Raw genomic sequence first — 20,820 nt, forward strand, 5'->3', positions numbered from 1 at the left:
TTCTGAACTGTTTTAGGGGTAATTGGCCGTTTTATTAGCAGTGAAAGCTGGATCGAATCCAAAATAGAAAATTGAAATACTTCATTTCACATAACCAAACCCATTTAATGAGTTTGGTTATTTCTTTTTTACATGTGCTTAAACAACAAAGAAGCCGTGTGTGCCATCTTTTTTCAACTGATCTACAAGCCCAAACTCCCAGTCCAGATATGCTTGCATGGCTTCACGAGAGTTATCTGTACCTTCATACGGACGTTTATAACGGTCAATTTGTGCAGACAATGTAATGATATTGTCAGTCACCAATTCAAATCCAGCCGCTTTCCAGCCTGTATTACCACCTTCAAGTACATAAAGTTTTTGATGTACAGCTAAGTATGGCTCAATGTCTTCAGCTGCAAACTTGGCTAAAACCGATTTACCGCAGGTGAGCACAATCACATCTTTGGCTTGCCATTCAGGTTGTTGGATCAATTCGATTGCATCTGCTTTTAATAACCAAGCTGCATTGGGAATATGACCTTTTTTATATTGTGCCAACGGTAAGACATCCCAAATTGCCACATCGTGCTGTTGCTGTAGTTCAACGAGTTGCTGTGGTGTAATAGTTGATATTACTTTACTCGCGGGCACGTTTGGCTGCCAAGCCCCTTGCTCAGTCAATACCGTACTGAAATCTGTTTCTAGCACATATACTTCCCAATTCATTTGTCCTAACCAAGAGGCTGTCATATAAGCACGTATGAATTGATCATCAACAAGTACGATACGCGCACCTCTTACAGCCGCATTATGGTCAACTTCTTGAACGAGCTGTCCACCAGCAACCCATTTTGAACCTACGAAATGTCCTGCAATGTATTCTTCTTCATCACGCACATCAAATACATAAGTCGTGCGTGTCGTATCTGCTTTTAAAGTGTTTAATTCATCCAGAGAAATCGTTTTCACTTTTGCACGTTGCGCTAAATCTTTGGCATTTTCTAAAAGTTCTGGTTTCAGCGAAGTTTTTTGATCTTTAAAAGATTTTTGTTGCCTATGAGCAAGTTCTTGGCCTGCTAAAGTCCAACCGATTGTGCCATTTCGAAGTGCATAGACTTGATGATTAATTTTTGCATTCACCAAAGACTGTGTTCCGATAATACTTCTCGTACGTCCAGCGCAATTAACAATAATGGTTGTATTCTCATCTTTGACTAAGGAAGGTGCACGCAAAACCAATTCAGCACCCGGCACACTTTGACCTGATGGAATACTCATGGTGTTGTATTCATCAAAACGGCGCGCATCCAAAATCACAATATTTTCTTTTGCATCAATCTTAGCTTGAACTTCTTCAGCACTTAAAGAAGGCGTATGTTTAAAATGCTCCACCCACTCACCAAAGGCTTTGGTTGCAGAATTCACATCTACAAACAGTTCACCACCATCACGTTGCCATGCCTGTACCCCACCTTTTAATACATAAATTTGGCTATAGCTATAACGTGTAAGTTTTTCAAATGCCCGTTCTACGCGACCATCTTCATCGTCATAAATAACAATCGTAGTGTCTAAACGTGGTATACGATTGAGAATTTCAACTTCTAAACGTGAAAGCGAAATATTGGTGCTAAACAATGGATGTGCTTGTGCATAAATATGCTCTTCGCGTAGATCCACGATTGCGATTTCTTCACCATTGAGGAGTTTTTCTCGGATTTGAACAAAGTTAAGTTCTGGAATATTTGACATGAAGGATCTCTAAATTTGCTTAGGCTATTTATTTATACAAGTAAAAAAGCCTCGACTGTTTCAAGGCTTTTACGTATTATTTCAATGGATAAATATCTGATGAATTTGCATCAATCGTGTTTGGAATCAGCTTTTCATTAAAGAAAGCATCTGCGATTTTTTGTTGTTCTGGCATGTCATCTAATACAACACCTTGTACATCATAGCTACGATTTGCATTCGCCTTCAAAACGACTTCTGTTGGCAAATTACCCCATAGAGGTGCAAGGACTTTTGCTGCATCGTCAGGATTTTGTTTTACCCAAGCTGCTTTTTCTTTTAATGCATTGACGATATCATTTAAGATGGCTGGATTTTCCTGAGCAAATTTATGCCCTGTTAAGTAATAACGTGTATAGCTCGCCAAGCCCTCGCCTGAAGCAAGAATCTTCGCATGTTGCACCACTGTACCACTTGATACATACGGCTCCCATGTTACCCATGCATCGACACCACCATGTTCAAATGCCGCACGACCATCTGCTGGACTTAACCAAGCAGGTTCAATATCTTTAAAGCTTAAGCCAGCTTTATTTAATGCAGCAATCAATAGATAGTGACTACCTGCAGCTTTAGTGACTGCAATCTTTTTACCTTTTAAATCTGCCACAGTTTTAATCGAAGAGTTCTGCGGAATCAAAATAGCTTGAGCATTTGGTGATGCTGTTTCTTTTGCATAATAAGTTAGATTCGCTTTAGCTGCTTGTGCAAAGACAGGTACGGTGTCAGCAACGTCAGCGGTGACATCAATACTGCCAACATTGAGCGCTTCAGCAAGCGGTTGACCGCTGGTAAATTCATGCCAACTGACTTTAACTTTCTTTTCGGCCAGTTGTTTTTCCAATTCACCTGTTTCTTTTAATAAAGTCATGAGTGTTGATGAACGTTGATAACCGATGCGTACAGTATCTGCTTTATAGCTTGCTTCTGCAGCCGTCGTTTCAACTTTTGGTGCTTCGGTCTTATTACACGCGGTTAAAAAAATGCTCGATATAAGCGAAAAAGTGAATAATAGCTTTGATTGGATCACAACTTAACCCCTCTAAAGTGCATTTGAGTAAGCACTCTTATTTTTCAAATCAATGACGAAGAAATGCTTTATTTGGCGCTATTCTAGAAAGGAGGAGTTTGATTTAAAAACAATCAAAACAGATAAGTTATGAAGAATTTATTCCATGGCAAGTTATATTTTATTGTCGTTTTTTTAGCACTAAAAATGCTTTAGATGAGTTTTTGATTTAGGGCTCCGACCACCAGTACGGCAACGGCGTATTTTTTAATATTGTTCGATGCGCCTGGAAATGTGGATCATGTTTGGCGACTTCTGCCCAAAAGCGTGGACTATGATCAAAATGCCTGGTATGTGCCAGTTCGTGTACGACAACATAACACATGACGCCTTCAGGAAATAACACCAAAGCGCTATTTAGCATAATATCATGTTTGGCAGAACAACTGCCCCACCGGGTTTTGGGCTGACGAATATTGCACTGATTAAAAGGCAGATGGCATTGCTGTGATACACGCTTTAAATACTCAGGAATTGCTTCTTTGGCATAAGCAATCACAAAGGCTTTTAAATACGCTTCAGGATGTCGATCGCTAATCCACAGCTGTAAATTTTCAGGATCAAAACTGAAGTTATTTCTTTGCTGTTGATAAGAAATTTGCACAGGGGCTTTGAGATTGAATAACTGCACTTCACCCGGTAGCGTCCGGTCAATATTTTCGGATTTTTCTTGCTGAGATTGCCAGGTTTTAATCAGCCAGCTTTCAGATTGCTGAATAAAATGCTGTATCTGTTTTTTGCTACAAAAAACCGGAGCGGTCAGGCGAATTTGAGTCGCATCGACACGTAAACGTAGCCGTGTTGAACGGACATTGCGGCTGATTTGAATTTCGGGCAGATCGGATAAAGTCATTTTTTATATTTAATCATTTTTTAATTCTCCCCAACCCTCCTTTGTTAAAGGAGGGAGAAAAGGCTTTATTAAAATATGTAATAAAGAGCCTTTCTTGCACAGAAGTAAAAGCAGTGCTTTAACTTCTGCTCAGGATTTGGAAGGATTTATTATTTACTAAAACTCACTCCTTTCATTTTCTACAACCTCTTTTACATTTTCTCCTAGAAGGAGAAAACTTAAGGTATGAAAGAAGTTTGTCAAAACTTAAACCGCAGTACGCTCTTCAATACCGTTATCAGTCGCAACAATGGCAATATCTGCTTTATTTAATGCAAAGATCCCGTTACATACCACACCCGGAATATTGTTTAAGGTTTTTTCAAGTTCAAGTGCATTCAGAATATTCAGGTTATGTACATCTAAAATCACATTACCGTTATCTGTCACCACACCTTCACGATAAGCAGGGTCACCACCCAAAGAAACGATTTTACGCGCCACCGCAGAACGCGCCATTGGAATCACTTCTACAGGAAGTGGGAAATCATGCCCTAATTGCCCAACCCATTTAGAATCATCAACGATACATACAAATTTTTTCGCAATAGATGCCACGATTTTTTCACGCGTCAACGCTGCACCACCACCTTTGATCATATGCATATGACGGTCAATTTCATCTGCGCCATCGACATAAGCATCCAGACCACCGACAGAGTTCATATCTACGACTTCAATGCCCAGCTTTTTCAAACGCTGTGCAGTTGCTTCCGAACTTGCCACTGCCGCTTCAAGTTGCAGTTCTGGTAAAAGGTCAATTAAAAAATTAACAGTACTGCCTGTGCCAACACCTAAAATGCCCCCTTTCGGTAAGTGTTTTAAAGCCGCTTTGGCTGCAGCTTGTTTTTTCTCATCTTGGGTTGCATATAGACTCATGGCTTCACTCAACTATTTTGGACTTTTGCAGTATTTTCGAACCGCAAAGCCGTATGGTTTGTTACAATAAGCCCCTATTTTAAACTGTTAGATGGAAAATTAACATGCTGTCTCGTTTGGTTCGACAAATTTTACAAGCAACAGTCTACGATGTTGCAATCGAAACTCCACTCGAAGCAGCGCCACGAATTAGCGAACGATTAAATAATAACATCCGCTTTAAACGTGAAGATTTACAACCGGTTTTTTCATTCAAACTACGCGGTGCCTATAACCGTATTAGTCAATTACCGAAATCACAACTGGAACGTGGCGTTATTACTGCTTCAGCCGGCAACCATGCACAAGGTGTGGCACTGTCAGGGAAAAAGTTGGGTATTCGTGCGATTATTGTGATGCCTAAAACCACACCGGATATTAAGGTACAGGCGGTTAAACGTCTTGGTGGTGAAGTCGTTTTACATGGTGATTCATTTGATGTCGCCAATAAATATGCGATTCAGTGTGCCCAAGACGATGGCATGACCTTCATTCCACCCTATGATGATGAACTGGTCATCGCGGGCCAAGGTACCATTGCCAATGAAATTCTGCGTCAGTGGCGCGATGTCGATTATGTCTTCGTTGCAGTAGGCGGCGGCGGCCTGATCGCAGGTGTTGCAGCGTATTTGGGTGATGTTGCACCACATGTCAAAGTCATTCCGGTGGAATACGATGAATCTGCCTGTTTAAAAGCCGCATTAGAAGCCAATGAACGTGTCATTTTGCCATCTGTGGGTTTATTTGCTGATGGTACAGCGGTAGCGCAAATTGGTGAAAAGCCATTTGACGTGATTCGCCTGCAAAAATCAGACAATTCAGGACCGATTGTAGAACCTGAAGTTGTACTGGTCAATACTGATGAAATCTGTGCCGCGATTAAAGATACCTATGACGAATGCCGCAGCATTGTCGAGCCATCTGGGGCAATGGCACTGGCCGGAATCAAGAAATACGTCACTGAACACGGTATTGAAGGCAAAAACATGGTGTCGATTGTCTGCGGTGCCAACATGAACTTTGACCGTTTACGTTATATCGCGGAACGTACCGAACTGGGTGAACGCAAAGAAGCCATTTTTGCCGTGACCATTCCCGAGGAAAAAGGCGCGTTCTTAAAATTCTGCCGTGCCCTGCAAGGCCGTAACATTACCGAATTCAACTATCGCGCCAGTGATGCCACTGCTGCACAAGTTTTTGTGGGTATCAGCCTGAAAAATGGCGAAAAAGAACGTCAGGAAATTTATGAAACGCTCAAGTTCCAATATGACGTTGATGACCTGTCTGATGATGAAGTTGCGAAGCTGCATGTCCGTTATCTGATCGGTGGCCATGCCGATATTGAAAATGAACGCTTGTTCCGTGTGGAATTTCCGGAACGCCCTGGCGCTCTATTGATGTTCCTGGAACGTCTTGGCCCGACGCACAACATTACCCTGTTCCACTACCGTAACCACGGCGCTGCTGAAGGACGCGTTCTGGTGGGTCTTGAAGCAACCGATGCCCAGCAGAATCCGGATGGCTTAATTGAAACCCTCGAAGCTATTACCTATCCGTATCTGGAAATCACCAACAATCTGGGCTATCAACGCTTTTTGAAGTAATTTTTAAAATCATCAACCGCCTTCCGAGGCGGTTTTTTTATGCTCAGTGCAAAATAATCACAGTTACACGATTTATCGCAGCATCATGCATTGAATATCAGAGCAATCTGGAAGATATTCTCTTACACTAGAATGAATAGGCAATAAGAACAGTTAGGACAATATTCATGGCATTATTTGCAGTGATTGGGCTTGGTAGCTTCGGTGCAACCTTGGCCACGCAGCTGATCAGTCTGAATCATGAAGTAATCGGAATCGATCTGAATAAAAAATATGTAGAAAATATTTCTGATCAATTGACACATGCCGTCATTGCCGATGCAACGGATGAACATGTGCTGGATGAACTCAATGTCCAGCGTTGTGACGCTGTCGTCGTAGCGATTGGAGAGGATATCGAAGCCAGCATTTTGTGTGTATTGCACCTGAAAAATATGGGAGTGAAAAAGATCTGGGTCAAAGCCAAATCCAAATCCCATCACATGATTCTGACCCACCTCAATGTCGAGAAAATCATTCATCCCGAAGAAGATATGGGTGTTCGTGTGGCGCAGTCCTTAAGCTATCCGATGGTCAGTCGCTATATGGCGCTTGAAGATGATCATTATATTGTCAAAATCGAGATTCATGCTGATCATCATGGTACGCCACTGAATCAACTGATGAAGCATGCACCTGAAATCAGCACTTTATTGCATAAACGTGGATCTGTGGTGCAATACCAGGTAGCAGCCGATTTAATTCTCCAGGAAAACGATATTTTGCTGGTTGAAGGATTATTGGAACCCTTACGCCGTCTTTCCAAATACTTCAAACACCTATGAACAGCTCAGACCTAAAGCAACATAGAACCGTCAATCTCAGTCCCCCGAGCTTATTGGCTTTGGGGTTTCTCGGATTAATCTTGATCGGCTCGCTGCTGCTGATGCTGCCTATTGCGCATCATGGGGAAATCAGCTGGCTGGAAGCCATTTTCACAGCAACCTCTGCAGTGACGATTACCGGACTGTCAGTGGTCAATGTCGGTGAGGCCTATACCGTATTTGGCCAGATTGTCATTATGTTTTTACTACAATGCGGTGGACTGGGTTTTATGACCTTTGCCATTCTGGCAGTGATGAGTCTGGCTCCCAGGATGGGGCTCAAACAGCAGGTCATGGCACAGGAATCGATTGGCCAGACCAGCCTGAAAAAAGTCAGCTTCACCATTAAAGCGGTGTTTCTATATTCGCTGTTTTTTGAAGCCATTGGCACACTGATTTTAACCCTGTCCTGGCTCAGAGAATATCCGTTTAGTGAGGCATTCTTTTATGCTGCCTTTTATAGTGTCTCTGCCTTCAATAACGGGGGATTTTCACTTTTTCCCAATAGCTTGATGAGCTTTTCAGGCCAATACCTGATTACCTTTACCATCAGTATGCTGTATATCATTGGTGGCATCGGCTTTCTGGTGCTGATGGATGTCAAGCAGCATCGACGCTGGCGCAAGTTAAGTACCAATAGCAAGCTTATTCTTTCGACTATACTGGGTCTCAACCTGAGTGCGTTTATTGTGCTTTGGCTCCTGGAAGCCTCTAACCCGCAAACTTTGGGTCTGATGAGTTGGGGCGATCAGGCTGTGAATGCCTGGTTCCATGCCACGGTTCCGCGCTCGTCAGGCTTTAATAGCCTACCGATGGAACAAATGAGTGATGCATCGACCCTCGTCACCATGTTTTTGATGTTTATTGGTGGAGGCTCCTTAAGTACGGCAGGTGGCATTAAAGTCGGCACATTTATTATTGTGGTGATCAGCGTGATCAGCTTTTTAAGACGCGAAGATGAAATCCGGCTGTTTAATCATTCTATTCCTGAAAAAACCACATTTAAGGCACTGGCTGTGGTCTGTATCACCGCTGCCTTAATCGTGATGGGCTTTATGAGTTTATTAATTCTGCAGCCTGAACATGACTTTCTCGATCTGTTATTTGAAGCGATGTCAGCAGCCTGTACCGTTGGCTTGACCCGGGGAATAACCGGAGAACTACAACCTGCCAGTTTGATCGTTTTGATGCTGTTAATGTTTGCCGGTCGTCTGGGACCACTGACGCTGGCTTATTTTATTGCCACCCCGAAAAAGAGCCGAATCAAACATCCGCCTTCAGAAATCCAGATTGGATAAACTCCCTAATAAAAAAACCATGCCGCAGCATGGTTTTTTTATATTAATTCTAAAATAATGAAGCCTGGAAACTTAGAACCAGTTCATCAAGGAAACACCTAAGCCCACATAAGTAGCGCGGTGATTATAATCAATCAGACTTTCGCCATAACCATCAAACAGCTGGAATTGGCCACGTAAGCGGCCACTGATCGGGAATGACCAGTCAAACTGGATTGCACCACGATTGTCATCACCGCCTTTTAAGGTATGACGCAGCATCAAGGAAAAATCATGCTCGTTATGACGATAAAAAGCTGTCATGTCGCCACGCCCAATATAGTTCTTGATCTCGGGATTATTGTCATCTTCCCGATTTTCTTCAAAGCGATACCAGGGACGTAGCATCAAGGCAAAATTGTCTTTTTCAAAGCCCAGATTCAGCATGACGCGGTTCCAGCTGCGTGATAATGGATCAGAACGGCCATTGGACTGATGATTAATGGTCAGTCCTAACATACGCCAGTTAAGACCAAATAGGTCATAATTGGTACGAAAGATTAAACTGGCTTCCGGCTCATAATTGGTTTCACGAAACGGACGTGATTCTTCCGAGTTATAGACCTGCCAGCGTGAAGACTGGGTATAACCCAGCCAGAGATCGCCATTATTACCCAGGATGTTCTCAACTGCCTTGGTTTTTAAAGACAACTGAAACTTTGCTTCGGTTGAAGTAAGATTCTGGTCTTCTTCTACGGTGTTATTGGGATTTTCACTCTGTGGAAATTCATTTTTCTTGGATGTCCAGAAACCGGGCATCAGATAAATTGGCTGATAAGAACGGATGTTCCAGGTACCCAGTTTACTTTCCGGAGACAATTCCCAACGGCTATCCAGTAAAGACAGATTCGGTGTCAGTTTTGATCCTTCAGAAGCATAAATATTGGAAACGGTCTGTTCAATTTTAGCTTTCAAATTATCCGGTTCAGGTGCAATCTCTACCGCTGCACGACGCTCAGACACGATCTCTGACTGATTGATAACTGGTATTTTAAATAACGTATCATAACAGGCCAGACGTTCTGCGCTGATTTCCAGTGCCGCACAGGCTTCAGCCGTTGCCGGCATAGGACTGTTCACCACCGTTCTTTCTTCCGCATTCACTTGCGTCCCAACTGCACAGCCCAGCATCACGCTCAGCTGTAGAGTTGAGCGCTTAAACGAATTAAGCGCCATCCCTTATCCTCATTTTTTTATTTATAGAACTTGTTGAATTGCAAAACCAAGCTGCTCCAGCGTTTCACGTTTTGCCACTGGTGCCACGACTGCTTTAGTGGCCTGCTGCTCGACCAGATAAGTTTGCGCAACACGCTTTAAATCATCCAGGGTGACATTTAATAAACGTTCACGTAATTTTTTACGGAATGCTGGTGTGCGCTGATGCAGGTAGGAATAACATGCAGTAATCGCTTCACCTGCGGGTGAACCCGGTTTATCCATGCTGGCAATCAGACCCAAAATGGCCTCTTCCAGTTGATGCGGCTGCTGTGGTGCATTGAGTAACCACTGTATACTGGCATCAAAATCCTGGAAAGTTTCTGCCAGACGCGGGTCACGGTAGCTGTAGAAACGGAATGAACAGGCATTGCCGTCATAGCTCGCACCACCACCATAAGCACCACCTTTCTCACGAATGGCACTGTGCAGGAAGCCATTGCGTAAATATCCTGCCAGTGCCATCAAGGCAGCAGCATCAGGGTGTGAGACTTCAACTGCCGGATAAGCAGCTGCACAGAACTGGACATTGGCCTGAATCAACCAAGCTTCGTGCTGATCATGTGTTACTTTTTCAACTTGAGTCAGTGCAACCGCTGCAGAATCAACTGCAAGTTTATCCCAGACATTCTGGATTTCTTCGATCAGATGTTCAGACTGCGGCTCTTCACAGACCAGCAGGAACTGTTTCGGTGCTTGTAATAAAAGCCGATGAATCCGTTTTAACTCGTCAATTAGCAAATCGTATTCAGCCGGATCTTTTTCAATTTTAGATACCAGCTCGATCAGCCAGTTCAATGCACCGAGACCGGTATTGTGATAATCCCGCAAGGCCAAGGCACTGTGCTGACGTGAAGCGGCCTGCATCGCATAGCTATGACCCGAACCGGAAATACGCGACTGCCAGCGTGTTTTACGCTGTTGTAACAGCTCAACAATACGGTCTTTCTCATCAAAACGCAGTTGTTCAAAACCGATTTTCAACAGACGGATTGCATCCAGATGATTAACCAGCGACTTGGTCGTCAAAGTCAACCAGGCACTGATCTTGTTTTTGTCATCGACTTTAGAACGCAAGGATGCGCCCATGCCCAGACCACCACTCACCGCAGTTTGCAGTTGCTGGAATTCTAGATAATCATATTCGCCCGCACCAACTTCGCCCATCAGGATCGACAGCAGGTTGAAATATGGCGACTGCACCACTTCATCCGGAATATTGACCAGAACCTGTTGGTAATAAATACCATTGGTACCGGCATGATACAGATTCAACGGCGTATCGACCTGATTACAGATAATCTCACGTAATTGGCCCTGAACCACCTGTAATTCCGCAGGTACATCTTCCAGGCCAACTTTCGGCAATAAGTTCAAGTCATCCGGAGTATCCTGACGCACATTCAATGCTTCAGTCTGGGCAATAATTTCAGCTTTTTGCTCTTCAGTCAGATTCTTGCCAATTTCAGCCAGACGTGCTTTTTCATCCGCCGCTTCTTTGGCTGATTTAGTTGCATCCGGAACCAGCGTCAGTTGGACACGATGCGGGTTATCCAGCAGATATTCTTTAATCAGATTGGAGAGCCACATTGGATCTTGCAGTTCTTCTTTAACCGCAGCAATGGCAGAATCCACATCCCAGACTTCGACCGGATCACGGTGATGAATCGCACTACCCAGACCGCTCAGAATCAGGCTCAGACCATAAGGCGTGCCATCGCCATTGATTTCACGCTGATGCAATTCAATCTGATGCAGGATTGCATCGACCATGTTCTGATCGACCGGTTTCGAGGCAACATCTTCCAGCACCTTGAACACGCCATTTTTAAATTCTTCTGCATGTTCAGGATTTGAACCCTGCACCGCACAGTAGAAAGTCATCTCGAAATTAGAGTCATCCACGCCCATAAATGGACCGGTCGACTGGGCATAACCACAGGTTTCCAGATAATGACGCAATGGTGATGCAGAATCTTCAAGCAGAATCCCTTCGACTAAACGCATGCCCAAACGCAGTTTAATATCACTGGCTTCAGGCAATAACCATGACAATACATGATAGGTCTTGTCCTGAAGATCTTCAGCATCGACTGCATAGCTGTCTGTAACAGTCAATGGTGCAGTCAAACGGGTTTCAGGGGTTGGATATAAAGTCTGACCTTTTTCGAATTTGGACAGTGCCAGATTTTCAAACTGCTCTTGCAATTCAAAAGCGGTTTTATTGCCAAAGGTCATGAAGACTGCATTACTTGGATGGTAATGTGACTTATAGAAATCAACTAACTCCTGGTAAGTCAGGTCAGGAATATCTTTAGGATCACCACCAGAATTATAATGATACGTGGTATGCGGATATAAATGATGCGCCAGCGTATGATAGAGCTGGTCTGAAGGCGAACTCATCGCCCCTTTCATTTCATTAAAAACCACGCCTTTATAAACCGGCTCGCCATTTTCCAGTTCAATACGAATGCCTTCCTGGGCAAAATCCAGCGGATTCAGGTTCGCAGCAAATGCCGCGTCCATATACACTTCCAGCAGGTTTTGAAAATCCTTGCTGTTTTGAGTCGCAAATGGGTACGCAGTCCAGTCTGCCGCAGTAAAGGCATTCATGAAAGTATTCAATGAACGGCGAATCATCAGGAAGAATGGATCACGCACCGGAAATTTTTCTGAACCGCATAATGCAGTATGTTCCAGAATGTGTGCTTCACCTTTAGAGTCCATCGGCTGGGTACGAAACGCCACCAGAAAGACATTTTCATCGTGATTGGTCGCCAGGTGATAATGTGTGGCGCCAGTCACTTTATGTTTATATTCAGACACAAAAATGTCTAAAGCTTCAACATGTTGTTGACGTACCAACTGAAACGCAGGATGTACAGTTTGAGAAATGGTTTCAGTGACATCTACAGTCATGCGATCTCCTAATGCTTTAATTAAAATAACTAGGGACATTATAGCTTTAGTTATCTGAATTATTCACGCTGAAAACCGAGGATTTTGATCGAATTAAGTAAACTTGATCATTTGAAAATTAAATCATCAAATTTACTTGCCACGCCGGAACCCAAACTTTAAGCGCTTATGAGATCAGATATTTAAAGTAGTTATAGCTTGGATTATTTTCCACAAATACATAATTCTGTTTCTGATAAAAACTGGCAGCCAGTCGGGTATCGGTTTGCAGACACAAGGCTGAATAATGTGGACGCGCCAGTTGCTCTAGCTGAGCCAGAAGCTGCCTACCCACCCCATGTAGCCGGTATTTCGGATGCACATAGAAACGCCGTACCCGGCCAATCCGCTCTTCAATACCATTATCACCCCATTGCTGGTTCAAGCCACCACAGCCAATCAGTTTTTTACCATCATGCGCGACGACCAGATATTCATTGGCCTGAGCGAAACAGTTTTTACCGGTGCGATATTCTTCAATTAACTTATCCATCACATCTAAGCCTTCTTTACGCGCCAGCACTGCCAGCGTTTCGATCTGATCGGGTAATTGTTCGGCTGTTACAATTTTAATATCCATATACGCACACTATTTGAAATTGTTGTGGAGAATCACGGTCGCAGAGCGACTTCAAGGTATCATGCCAAGAGTGATCTATCTTTATAAATAAAATATGATCATTAAATCAATGCCGCATTGCAGCAGTGCATAAAAATAAGCCAAAATTTAAACCAAAGATAGTCAATGAATAAAATACAGCATTTTTTAAAAATATTTGAAAATTATTCAGCAAACTACAGCAATCCCAAGCAATCGTGTAAACTTAGCACTTTCATTTTTAATGCGATATTTGAACATGGCAACTGTTGATCTTTTTGCAATTGGTAATGCGCTGATTGACCAAGAATTTAAAGTTTCTGATGACTTTTTAACTGCACATCACTTGCAAAAAGGCACCATGCAACTGGCAGATGGTGAGACTCAGGCCACTCTTTATCAAAATCTTCAAGCGACCCAAACCTACAAAGGCCAAGCTTCAGGCGGTTCAGCAGCCAATACGACTGTGGCATTTTCTGCACTTGGCGGTTCTGCATTCTATGGTTGCCGGGTCGGCAATGACGAACTGGGACAAATTTATCTAAAGGGTTTAAATGATGCCGGCATTCAGACCACGACCCAGTCCATCAGCGAAGGTGTAACGGGTACCTGTATGGTGCTGGTCAGTCCAGACTCTGAACGTACCATGCATACTTACCTAGGTATTACTGCCGAACTGACCGATCAACAGATTGATTTTAGTGCACTGAATACTGCGAAATGGCTGTATATCGAAGGTTATCTATCCACTTCGGATACTGCGCGTCAGGCGGTCAAACAGGCACGTCAGATTGCCCGCGCCAATGGGGTGAAAATTGCCTTAACCTTATCTGATCCTGCCATGGTGCAATATGCGCGTGCCGGTCTGGATGAAATGATTGCCGACGGTGTAGACCTGCTGTTATGCAACCAGCAAGAAGCCTTGATGTACACCGAAACTGACAACCTTGATGCTGCCTTACTTAAACTGAAAACCCTAAGTCAGCACGTTGTCATTACATTGTCAGCCGAAGGTGCACTGATTTCAGATCATAACAATACTTTCAGAGTTCCAGGCCGTAAAGTGACTGCGGTCGATGCGAATGGTGCTGGTGATGCTTTTGCCGGTGCTTTCCTGTATGCCTTAAATGCCAATCTGGATCTTAAAACTGCTGCCGAGCTGGCGATTCTGATTTCAAGTCAGGTCGTTTCACAGTTTGGTCCACGACTGGCGGTCGAAGACTATGCTGCATTATTACAAGACTTTCAAAAGGAATGTGCTTAATGTTTAAAATTTGCATGACTGAAGATATTCCAGAGCGTGAAGCACGTTCTTTTGAGCTTCCAGATGGAGATATTATTTTCATTACCCAGCGTGATGGTTCTTTCTATGCCTATCAGAATCTGTGTCCGCATTTGCAGGTAGAGCTGGAATTTCTGGAAAACCAGTTTCTGGATCGTGATCAGGAATTTATTGAATGCTCCACACATGGTGCTCTTTTTATGGTTGAAAGCGGTGAATGCATTTCCGGGCCTTGCCAGGGCCAGTCACTTGAAAAAGTAGAGATTACCGTGCATTCTGATGGTGGAATTTACCTCACAGAAACAGCATAAAACCTGAAACGGAATTCACCATGCCAGCATTCTTTCTAGACTATAATCTGATGCCTTTTCATCTCAGTTTATTGGCGATCATTCTGTTTGGTGTGGTGAAAACCATTGGTTTCTATTTTGGGCTCAGATCCAGCAAATTCTTGCAAAAAATCTCACCTTATGACTTTCAGCAACTCGACCTGTTGAATGTCAAATTTTCGAAAACCTTGATTGTGTTTTTCTTTCTGATGAATTTCAGCTTTGCTGGTTATGTGTTGCAATTCCTGATCTATTCTCAGGAATTTGAGTTTTTGCCAGCTTATTACCTGATTATTCCAGCTTTAATTATTGCCACCTTTTTTACAATTTTCATGATTCATTGTCTGGATCAGGTCATTCCGCCTAAATATAAAAAGAACAATGTTAATCTGCTCGGCCGTCTGGCGACGATTTCCAGTGGTAATGCACGTCCCGGTTTTTCTGCCCAAGCACGGGTTCGAGATGAATACGGACAACTGCATTATGTACAGGTGGAACCAGAATTTGGTGAACTGGGTTTCCAATCGCAGATTATTTTAATTCGCACCCGAAAATCTCATTATATTGCCAAAAAAATCTGCGACTCCAATCAGCTGTTTAGCCTGAAGCTGGATTAGAAATTTGCAAGTTGGTATAAGCTTAAAAATCCCGACTGAGATCGGGATTTTTACATCATGGAATTTATTTTTTCAAAAGGCCCGAGACCATACTCAGGACATTTTGAATATCATTATTGGCTTCCTGCTTACTGGTTTTTTCACCCTGTGGCGTCAGTGAGTCAATAATCTGCGGCAAGACTTGCGAAATGGCACTATACACATCCTGTTTAGGAACATGCGTTTGCTGTGCTACCTGCTCCACCTCCTGATCATCAAACAGGTTTTGCACCTGCTGTGGATCGACATTGGCATTTTCACCGGGCCCGGTCGATACCCAGTCATCCACCTGACTATTTAAGCCCTGTCCTTTTAATTTGTCCAATGCGCCCTGTAAACCACCCTGTTTTTGAATCCAGGCCAATACCAGAGGCAGCACCGCAATCAATAAGGTCTTGCCAGTCGAACCACCTCCCAATCCTGAACGGGCTTGGGTAGCACCCTGATTACTTGCACCACCCAACTGACTAAGAACTGAACCCAAAATTGCGCCCAAACCATTTTGACGGGTCTGCTGGCCGGACTGGTTTTGCTGATTCTGATTATGTTGGCTTTGACCTTGTTGAGTCTGAGATTGATTCAAATGGCCCAATACCGATCCCAGGATATCTGCCAGAGCACCTTGTTGTGAAGATTGCTGTTGAGACTGTTTTCCGCCCAATGCCTGCTTGGCCAATATTTCTACAATATTACTCAGATTCGTCATATCCTCTATCCTGTATGCCTCTTAGTTACAGAATACGGTCTGCCCCCATATTGTCTAGGCAGGATTATGTTAATATTTGCAATTAAGCAGCCACCGGCTTACCAGCGAAATTTATTCCAGTTTTCAGGATTGGCCCAGAATTTGGAATTAAACCAGTCTGGCACATGCTTATAAGTTAAAATATTAAATTGCCATAGCGCAAAATCTGCCCCGTGCGTGGTCTTGTCAATCAGCTGGGTAAATCCTAAAGCACGCAAGAGCTTTTCATTCTGCAATCGGCTCACCACCACCAGACGTTTCGCAAATAAATCACGCAATTTAACCAGAGTTTGACTCATGATCTGTTCAGACAAATGTTCAGTTTCTGTCGTATCCAGCATCACCACAGCCAGGTCATAACGTTGCTGAAAAGGCAGATTTAAAAACTCAGATACGTTAAAATAGTGCCATTGAATAGATTGCTGAAACTGGACTTGAGTCAAGTCCTGCCCAATACAAATAGCAGTATGGATTGGCTGTTCCTGTGCGAAATCGTCTAGCATTGAAGTAATGACATTCTGCTCAGCCATAACTGCATCCTTATGATTTAAGTGAGTAATTTTTATGGAACTTCAGGGCATTTGTCATAAAATGCACGTCGGCCTCAAGGACCTTAGTGTAACTGATCAACATATACAGCGGGCAAATGTTGAATATAAATTAATTCTGGATCGTGCAGAAATTGATCTTCCGTTTAGTTTGGGCCAGGAAATCGAGATCGAATGGACGGGGAATATTTACTGCGTATCTTGCGGTAACAAGACTTCAAAATCATTCTCGCAAGGTCACTGCTTTAAATGCTTTAAGACCAATGCATCATGTGATATGTGCATCATGAAGCCAGAAACCTGTCATTATCATTTAGGCACCTGCCGTGAAGATGAGTTTGCCCAGAATGTCTGCTTTCAGCCACATATAGTCTATTTGGCCAATTCTAGCGCATTAAAGGTCGGGATTACCCGTACCAGCCAAATGCCGACCCGCTGGCTTGATCAGGGAGCAACCCAGGCCCTGCCGATTATGAAAGTTGGCTCGCGTCGCCTTTCCGGCAAGCTGGAAGTGATGTTCGGCACACAGATTGCCGACAAGACCGACTGGCGCAAGCTGCTCAAAGGTGAAGCAGAACCACTAAATCTGGTGGAAGTGCGTGAACAGCTATTAGAAGAGTTTGCGCCTAAAATTCAAAGCATTCGCGAAGAGTTTAATCAGAATCTAGAATTTAATGAAAATATTGAAGTACTGGACCAAGAGTTGGCACGCGAGTTTATCTACCCGGTCGAGCAGTATCCGGAAAAGATTAAATCACATAATCTGGATAAAACCCCGGTGATTCGTGGCAAATTACAAGGCATCAAGGGTCAGTATCTCATTCTGGATAGTGGTGTCATTAATATGCGTAAATATACCGGTTATGAGCTGATTATTCGTGCTTAAACCCTGATTTTCCCAGAGCATAAAAAAACCAGCCCGCAGGCTGGTTTTTTTATTCAAGAGCGTCTTATTTGATTTTTGCCTGAGATTTCAGGTAACGCGTATAGTCATCAAATTCCTGCTGACCACGAAGCTGCTGATATAACTTCACCAACTCACTGCGTTGCTCTGCACTCAGTACATCTACCGGGTTCTTCTTCACTTCTGATACGGCAACCACCACCAGCTCGTTTGGCATTTTTGCTGTGGTCACTGACCAGTGGCCTGCTTTTGGTGTCGGGAGACTAAAGGCCGCACGCTGTACATCACGTTTTAACAAACCTTCAGCACGTGTATAGACACCCGCATCTTCAAAGACCAGATCACCTTTCGCGACTGATGCAGCCGGTTTGGTTTTGAACTCATCCAGAGCTTTTTGAATTTTTGCTTTTGCCAAAGCAGCTGCCTTGTCTTCAATCAGTTGAGCCTGAACACGCGGTTTTGCTTCTGCCAGCGTTTGTTCACCAGCGGCATGATAATCACGCACCTTGATCCAGGCGACATCACCATTGGCCAACTGAATGCTTGATGAGGCATTACGGTCGCCATTTTTGACATCGTCATTAAACAGTTTGACTTTAAGGTTGGCATCGCTCAACACCGGATCACGGGTCGAAAGTTTTATCCCTTGGGCTTTCTGAACCTGTACACCTTTTACTTCTTGTGTAACCACGTCCAGAGAATCACTTCCTACCACCATATCATTCAGGCTATTCACCGTGTCAGAGAATGCATTGGCTTTCTTGGCAGTTAACACTTCCTCAGATAAACGGGCTTTTTGTGTCTCAAAAGATGGTAGCGCCACATCAGGTGATTGCACAGAAATAATATGATAACCATAATCTGTTTTTACTGGTGCAGATACCTGACCTGATTTCAAAGAACTTACGGTCTGGTCAAATGTGTTACCGAATACACCAGTTTCATAGACTGCAAGCGCTCCGCCTTTAGACTTGGATTCAGGATCTTCAGAATACTGTGCTGCAGCCTGTGCAAAGGTAGTGCCGGCTTTAATTTTCGCTTCAACTTCTGTAGCCAGTTTTTTCGCTTCTGCATCGCTGCGGCTGTCCGCAGTGATTAGAATATGTTTCACTTCGGGCTTTACAGCCTGTTTTTGTGTATTCACAAAGGCGGTATAGGCTTCCTGAAGCTCGGCATCGCTAACTGCCAGACTCTCTGTGGCAATATCACTTGGTTTTAGCACGACATAGTCAACATCAACACTGGTTGGCTGCTTAAACAAGGTTTTGTGCTTTTCATAATAGGCCGCTACTTCTGCATCGGACACTTTGACATCTTTTTTATAGCTGTCCAGATTAATGCTAGAAATATGAATATGACGTTGTTCAGTCTGTAAATCGGCAATCTGCTGCATTTCGACCGGGCTCACCAGCGGATAATCCAGGAATGTCGAAGACAACATTTTCAACGCATGATCTTTACGCAAACTTTCAACCAAAGCACGATTGGTCATACCAATTGATTTCAGATAGTTTTCATACAAAGCATCAGAAAACTTGCCATCTTGCTGGAAAGTCGGCTGTTGAGAAATCATCTGTACAATTTGCTGGTCACTCAGGCTGATCCCTAATTCTTCTGCCTGTTGCAGCAACAAAGTCCGTGCAACCAGAGTATCCATGGCTTTTTGGTCAATGAAGCTCTGATTCAGCAAAGTTTCATCGCCATTGGCATAACTGAGATATTGTTCTTTAAATGATTTGGTCAGTGACTCTAATTCTTTTTGAGATATTTCAGTCCCGTTCACTGATTTTGCTGCGTCAGAGCCCCCGCCACTAAAATATCCTTCAATACCTACAAGTGCTAACGGGGTCAAAAACAGAACGAGCAAGAATTTGCCCAACCAACCCTTAATAACTTTACGAAAAGCTTCCATAAGTATTCCAATATTTTATTTGCAAAGGATTTTAACCGAAAATACCCATTGAATGAATGTGTTAATCATCACAATTAAATTTATCAATAAAAAACGCGCCAAAGAAGGCGCGTTTCGTCGCTGGGTAAGCTTAAGCTACAGCGTCTTTTAAGCCTTTACCTGCTTTGAAGCTAGGTACTTTGCTTGCTTTGATCTCAAGAGTAGCACCAGTCTGTGGATTACGGCCAGTACGTGCAGCGCGTTCTTTCACGCCAAAAGTACCAAAACCGACCAAAGTAACTGTATCACCCGCTTTTAAAGCTTCAGTAACAGAAGCAATTGTAGCATCTAAAGCTTTACCTGCGTCAGCCTTAGATAATCCCCCTTTCTCTGCAATTGCATCAATTAATTCTGATTTATTCATGAAGATTACGTCCTCTTAATATCGTTTATTTAAGGTTCAAGAATTTGTTTAACATGCCATAACGCCTTTATAGCAATGCTTTAGGTATAAACGCAATACTTAAGAACCTCTTTTTTTTCAAAAAAAATGCGAAAAAAACATTGAATAATAAATAAAGTCATTTTATTTGTGTTTTTTTCGACAATTCTCCCTGCATTTTTTCTTGTTCCACAGTCAAATGATCAACCTTGGCATGCAACTGAAGGATTAAACGTTCCAAATGCTGTACATCCTTAAGTGTGACTAATCCTATACGATTCAATGAGTGATGAACAGAGTTGTCGATCAATTTTTCCACTTTATCTTTGGTGTCTGTAACCGACTCCTTGGCCTTTTCCGAGACCTTTTCTACAGTTTGATCGGCAATATCTGCAGTTTTAGATTCCAGTTCTTCGCCGACCTTGACCAGGGAGTCAAACAGTTTATTGCCTTCTTCTTCTGCACGTGAAAATGCCCCGAGTCCAGCCAGCCAGATCTGCTTGGTATATTTACGAAAATCAAGCCCCGATTTGCGCTCTGAAGTCGTTTTAGGCTTGCTTTTCAGGATTTTCTCATTCAAACCTTCATCTGAGTCTTGTTGTGTTTTTGACTTGTCCATGTGCACGACTCCTGTTTGTTTTCTGCGCAATTATTATAAATTATTCTACAAAATCACTGCATAATAGCAAATTTAGTACTTGATAGATTTGATAAACTGTTCTACAAAGCAATTTATTTCAAGTCTAATTTGATTTAACCCTGAAATCTCTTCACAGGCAGGAAGCTTTTTCAC

At 43.1% G+C, this 20,820-nt stretch carries 19 protein-coding genes; 7 read left to right on the forward strand and 12 right to left on the reverse strand.

Features of this window, described 5'->3' with window-relative positions; translation table 11 throughout:
* Positions 1-138: 138 nt before the first annotated feature.
* The 4 genes from AC3IT7_RS07730 to rpiA form a co-directional block, all read right to left on the reverse strand.
* Positions 139-1,734, reverse strand: coding sequence for a rhodanese-like domain-containing protein (locus AC3IT7_RS07730; RefSeq protein ID WP_489248042.1), 1,596 nt, complete (start codon positions 1,732-1,734; stop codon positions 139-141).
* 76 nt (positions 1,735-1,810) lie between these two features.
* Positions 1,811-2,803 carry an aliphatic sulfonate ABC transporter substrate-binding protein gene (locus AC3IT7_RS07735; RefSeq protein ID WP_489248043.1) on the reverse strand — a complete coding sequence of 331 codons (993 nt, stop codon included), beginning with the start codon at positions 2,801-2,803 and terminating at the stop codon, positions 1,811-1,813.
* A 208-nt stretch (positions 2,804-3,011) separates the two neighbouring features.
* Complete coding sequence (locus tag AC3IT7_RS07740) at positions 3,012-3,695, reverse strand: M48 family metallopeptidase (RefSeq protein WP_489248044.1); 684 nt, start codon at positions 3,693-3,695, stop codon at positions 3,012-3,014.
* Between the two features lie 246 nt (positions 3,696-3,941).
* Positions 3,942-4,613, reverse strand: coding sequence for a ribose-5-phosphate isomerase RpiA (gene rpiA / locus AC3IT7_RS07745; protein WP_475654915.1), 672 nt, complete (start codon positions 4,611-4,613; stop codon positions 3,942-3,944).
* A gap of 104 nt (positions 4,614-4,717) precedes the next feature.
* On the opposite strand from rpiA, the gene ilvA reads away from it, so the two are divergent.
* From ilvA to AC3IT7_RS07760, 3 genes are all read left to right on the forward strand, one after another.
* Positions 4,718-6,256: a threonine ammonia-lyase, biosynthetic gene (gene ilvA, locus AC3IT7_RS07750; RefSeq protein ID WP_475654916.1), complete on the forward strand. Its 1,539-nt coding sequence runs from the start codon at positions 4,718-4,720 to the stop codon at positions 6,254-6,256.
* A 167-nt stretch (positions 6,257-6,423) separates the two neighbouring features.
* Positions 6,424-7,080 (forward strand): potassium channel family protein, encoded by a 657-nt coding sequence (locus tag AC3IT7_RS07755; protein WP_489248045.1) that lies wholly within the window; start codon positions 6,424-6,426, stop codon positions 7,078-7,080.
* Positions 7,077-8,417 carry a TrkH family potassium uptake protein gene (locus AC3IT7_RS07760; RefSeq protein ID WP_489248046.1) on the forward strand — a complete coding sequence of 447 codons (1,341 nt, stop codon included), beginning with the start codon at positions 7,077-7,079 and terminating at the stop codon, positions 8,415-8,417. Before AC3IT7_RS07755 ends, AC3IT7_RS07760 begins: the two co-directional genes overlap by 4 nt.
* Positions 8,418-8,489: 72 nt before the next feature.
* On the opposite strand, the gene AC3IT7_RS07765 is transcribed toward AC3IT7_RS07760, so the two are convergent.
* The 3 genes from AC3IT7_RS07765 to AC3IT7_RS07775 all read right to left on the reverse strand — a co-directional run bounded on the left by AC3IT7_RS07765 (position 8,490) and on the right by AC3IT7_RS07775 (position 13,212).
* Positions 8,490-9,632, reverse strand: coding sequence for a phospholipase A (locus AC3IT7_RS07765; RefSeq protein ID WP_489248047.1), 1,143 nt, complete (start codon positions 9,630-9,632; stop codon positions 8,490-8,492).
* Positions 9,633-9,653: 21 nt separating this feature from the next.
* Positions 9,654-12,593 carry an insulinase family protein gene (locus tag AC3IT7_RS07770; RefSeq protein ID WP_489248048.1) on the reverse strand — a complete coding sequence of 980 codons (2,940 nt, stop codon included), beginning with the start codon at positions 12,591-12,593 and terminating at the stop codon, positions 9,654-9,656.
* A gap of 166 nt (positions 12,594-12,759) precedes the next feature.
* Positions 12,760-13,212, reverse strand: a complete 453-nt coding sequence (locus AC3IT7_RS07775; RefSeq protein WP_475654920.1) for a GNAT family N-acetyltransferase — start codon at positions 13,210-13,212, stop codon at positions 12,760-12,762.
* A gap of 277 nt (positions 13,213-13,489) precedes the next feature.
* Here AC3IT7_RS07775 and AC3IT7_RS07780 point away from each other — a divergent pair, with 277 nt between their 5' ends.
* Genes AC3IT7_RS07780 through AC3IT7_RS07790 form a run of 3 tightly spaced genes read left to right on the forward strand, consistent with a single transcriptional unit; the run spans position 13,490 to position 15,458 of the window.
* Positions 13,490-14,494: an adenosine kinase gene (locus tag AC3IT7_RS07780; protein ID WP_475654921.1), complete on the forward strand. Its 1,005-nt coding sequence runs from the start codon at positions 13,490-13,492 to the stop codon at positions 14,492-14,494.
* A 14-nt stretch (positions 14,495-14,508) separates the two neighbouring features.
* Positions 14,509-14,823, forward strand: a complete 315-nt coding sequence (locus tag AC3IT7_RS07785) for a Rieske (2Fe-2S) protein (protein WP_475654943.1) — start codon at positions 14,509-14,511, stop codon at positions 14,821-14,823.
* 20 nt (positions 14,824-14,843) lie between these two features.
* Complete coding sequence (locus AC3IT7_RS07790) at positions 14,844-15,458, forward strand: OB-fold-containig protein (RefSeq protein ID WP_475654922.1); 615 nt, start codon at positions 14,844-14,846, stop codon at positions 15,456-15,458.
* A 64-nt stretch (positions 15,459-15,522) separates the two neighbouring features.
* On the opposite strand, the gene AC3IT7_RS07795 is transcribed toward AC3IT7_RS07790, so the two are convergent.
* Positions 15,523-16,203, reverse strand: coding sequence for a YidB family protein (locus tag AC3IT7_RS07795; protein WP_489248049.1), 681 nt, complete (start codon positions 16,201-16,203; stop codon positions 15,523-15,525).
* Between the two features lie 98 nt (positions 16,204-16,301).
* Positions 16,302-16,772, reverse strand: a complete 471-nt coding sequence (locus AC3IT7_RS07800; protein WP_489248050.1) for a DUF6231 family protein — start codon at positions 16,770-16,772, stop codon at positions 16,302-16,304.
* Between the two features lie 34 nt (positions 16,773-16,806).
* Between AC3IT7_RS07800 and AC3IT7_RS07805 the strand changes: the two genes are divergently transcribed.
* Entirely contained in the window at positions 16,807-17,676 is an 870-nt protein-coding gene (locus AC3IT7_RS07805; protein ID WP_489248051.1) for a DUF2797 domain-containing protein, read from the forward strand.
* 64 nt (positions 17,677-17,740) lie between these two features.
* Here AC3IT7_RS07805 and AC3IT7_RS07810 read toward each other — a convergent pair whose 3' ends face one another.
* The 3 genes from AC3IT7_RS07810 to AC3IT7_RS07820 form a co-directional block, all read right to left on the reverse strand.
* Positions 17,741-19,606, reverse strand: coding sequence for a SurA N-terminal domain-containing protein (locus AC3IT7_RS07810; RefSeq protein WP_489248052.1), 1,866 nt, complete (start codon positions 19,604-19,606; stop codon positions 17,741-17,743).
* A gap of 130 nt (positions 19,607-19,736) precedes the next feature.
* The gene (locus AC3IT7_RS07815) at positions 19,737-20,009 is read right to left on the reverse strand and encodes an HU family DNA-binding protein (RefSeq protein ID WP_004786051.1); all 273 of its coding nucleotides are present in this window, start codon (positions 20,007-20,009) and stop codon (positions 19,737-19,739) included.
* 157 nt (positions 20,010-20,166) lie between these two features.
* Entirely contained in the window at positions 20,167-20,646 is a 480-nt protein-coding gene (locus AC3IT7_RS07820) for a phasin family protein (RefSeq protein ID WP_489248053.1), read from the reverse strand.
* Positions 20,647-20,820 lie beyond the last annotated feature (174 nt).

The organism is Acinetobacter sp. KH_038 (assembly GCF_057839405.1).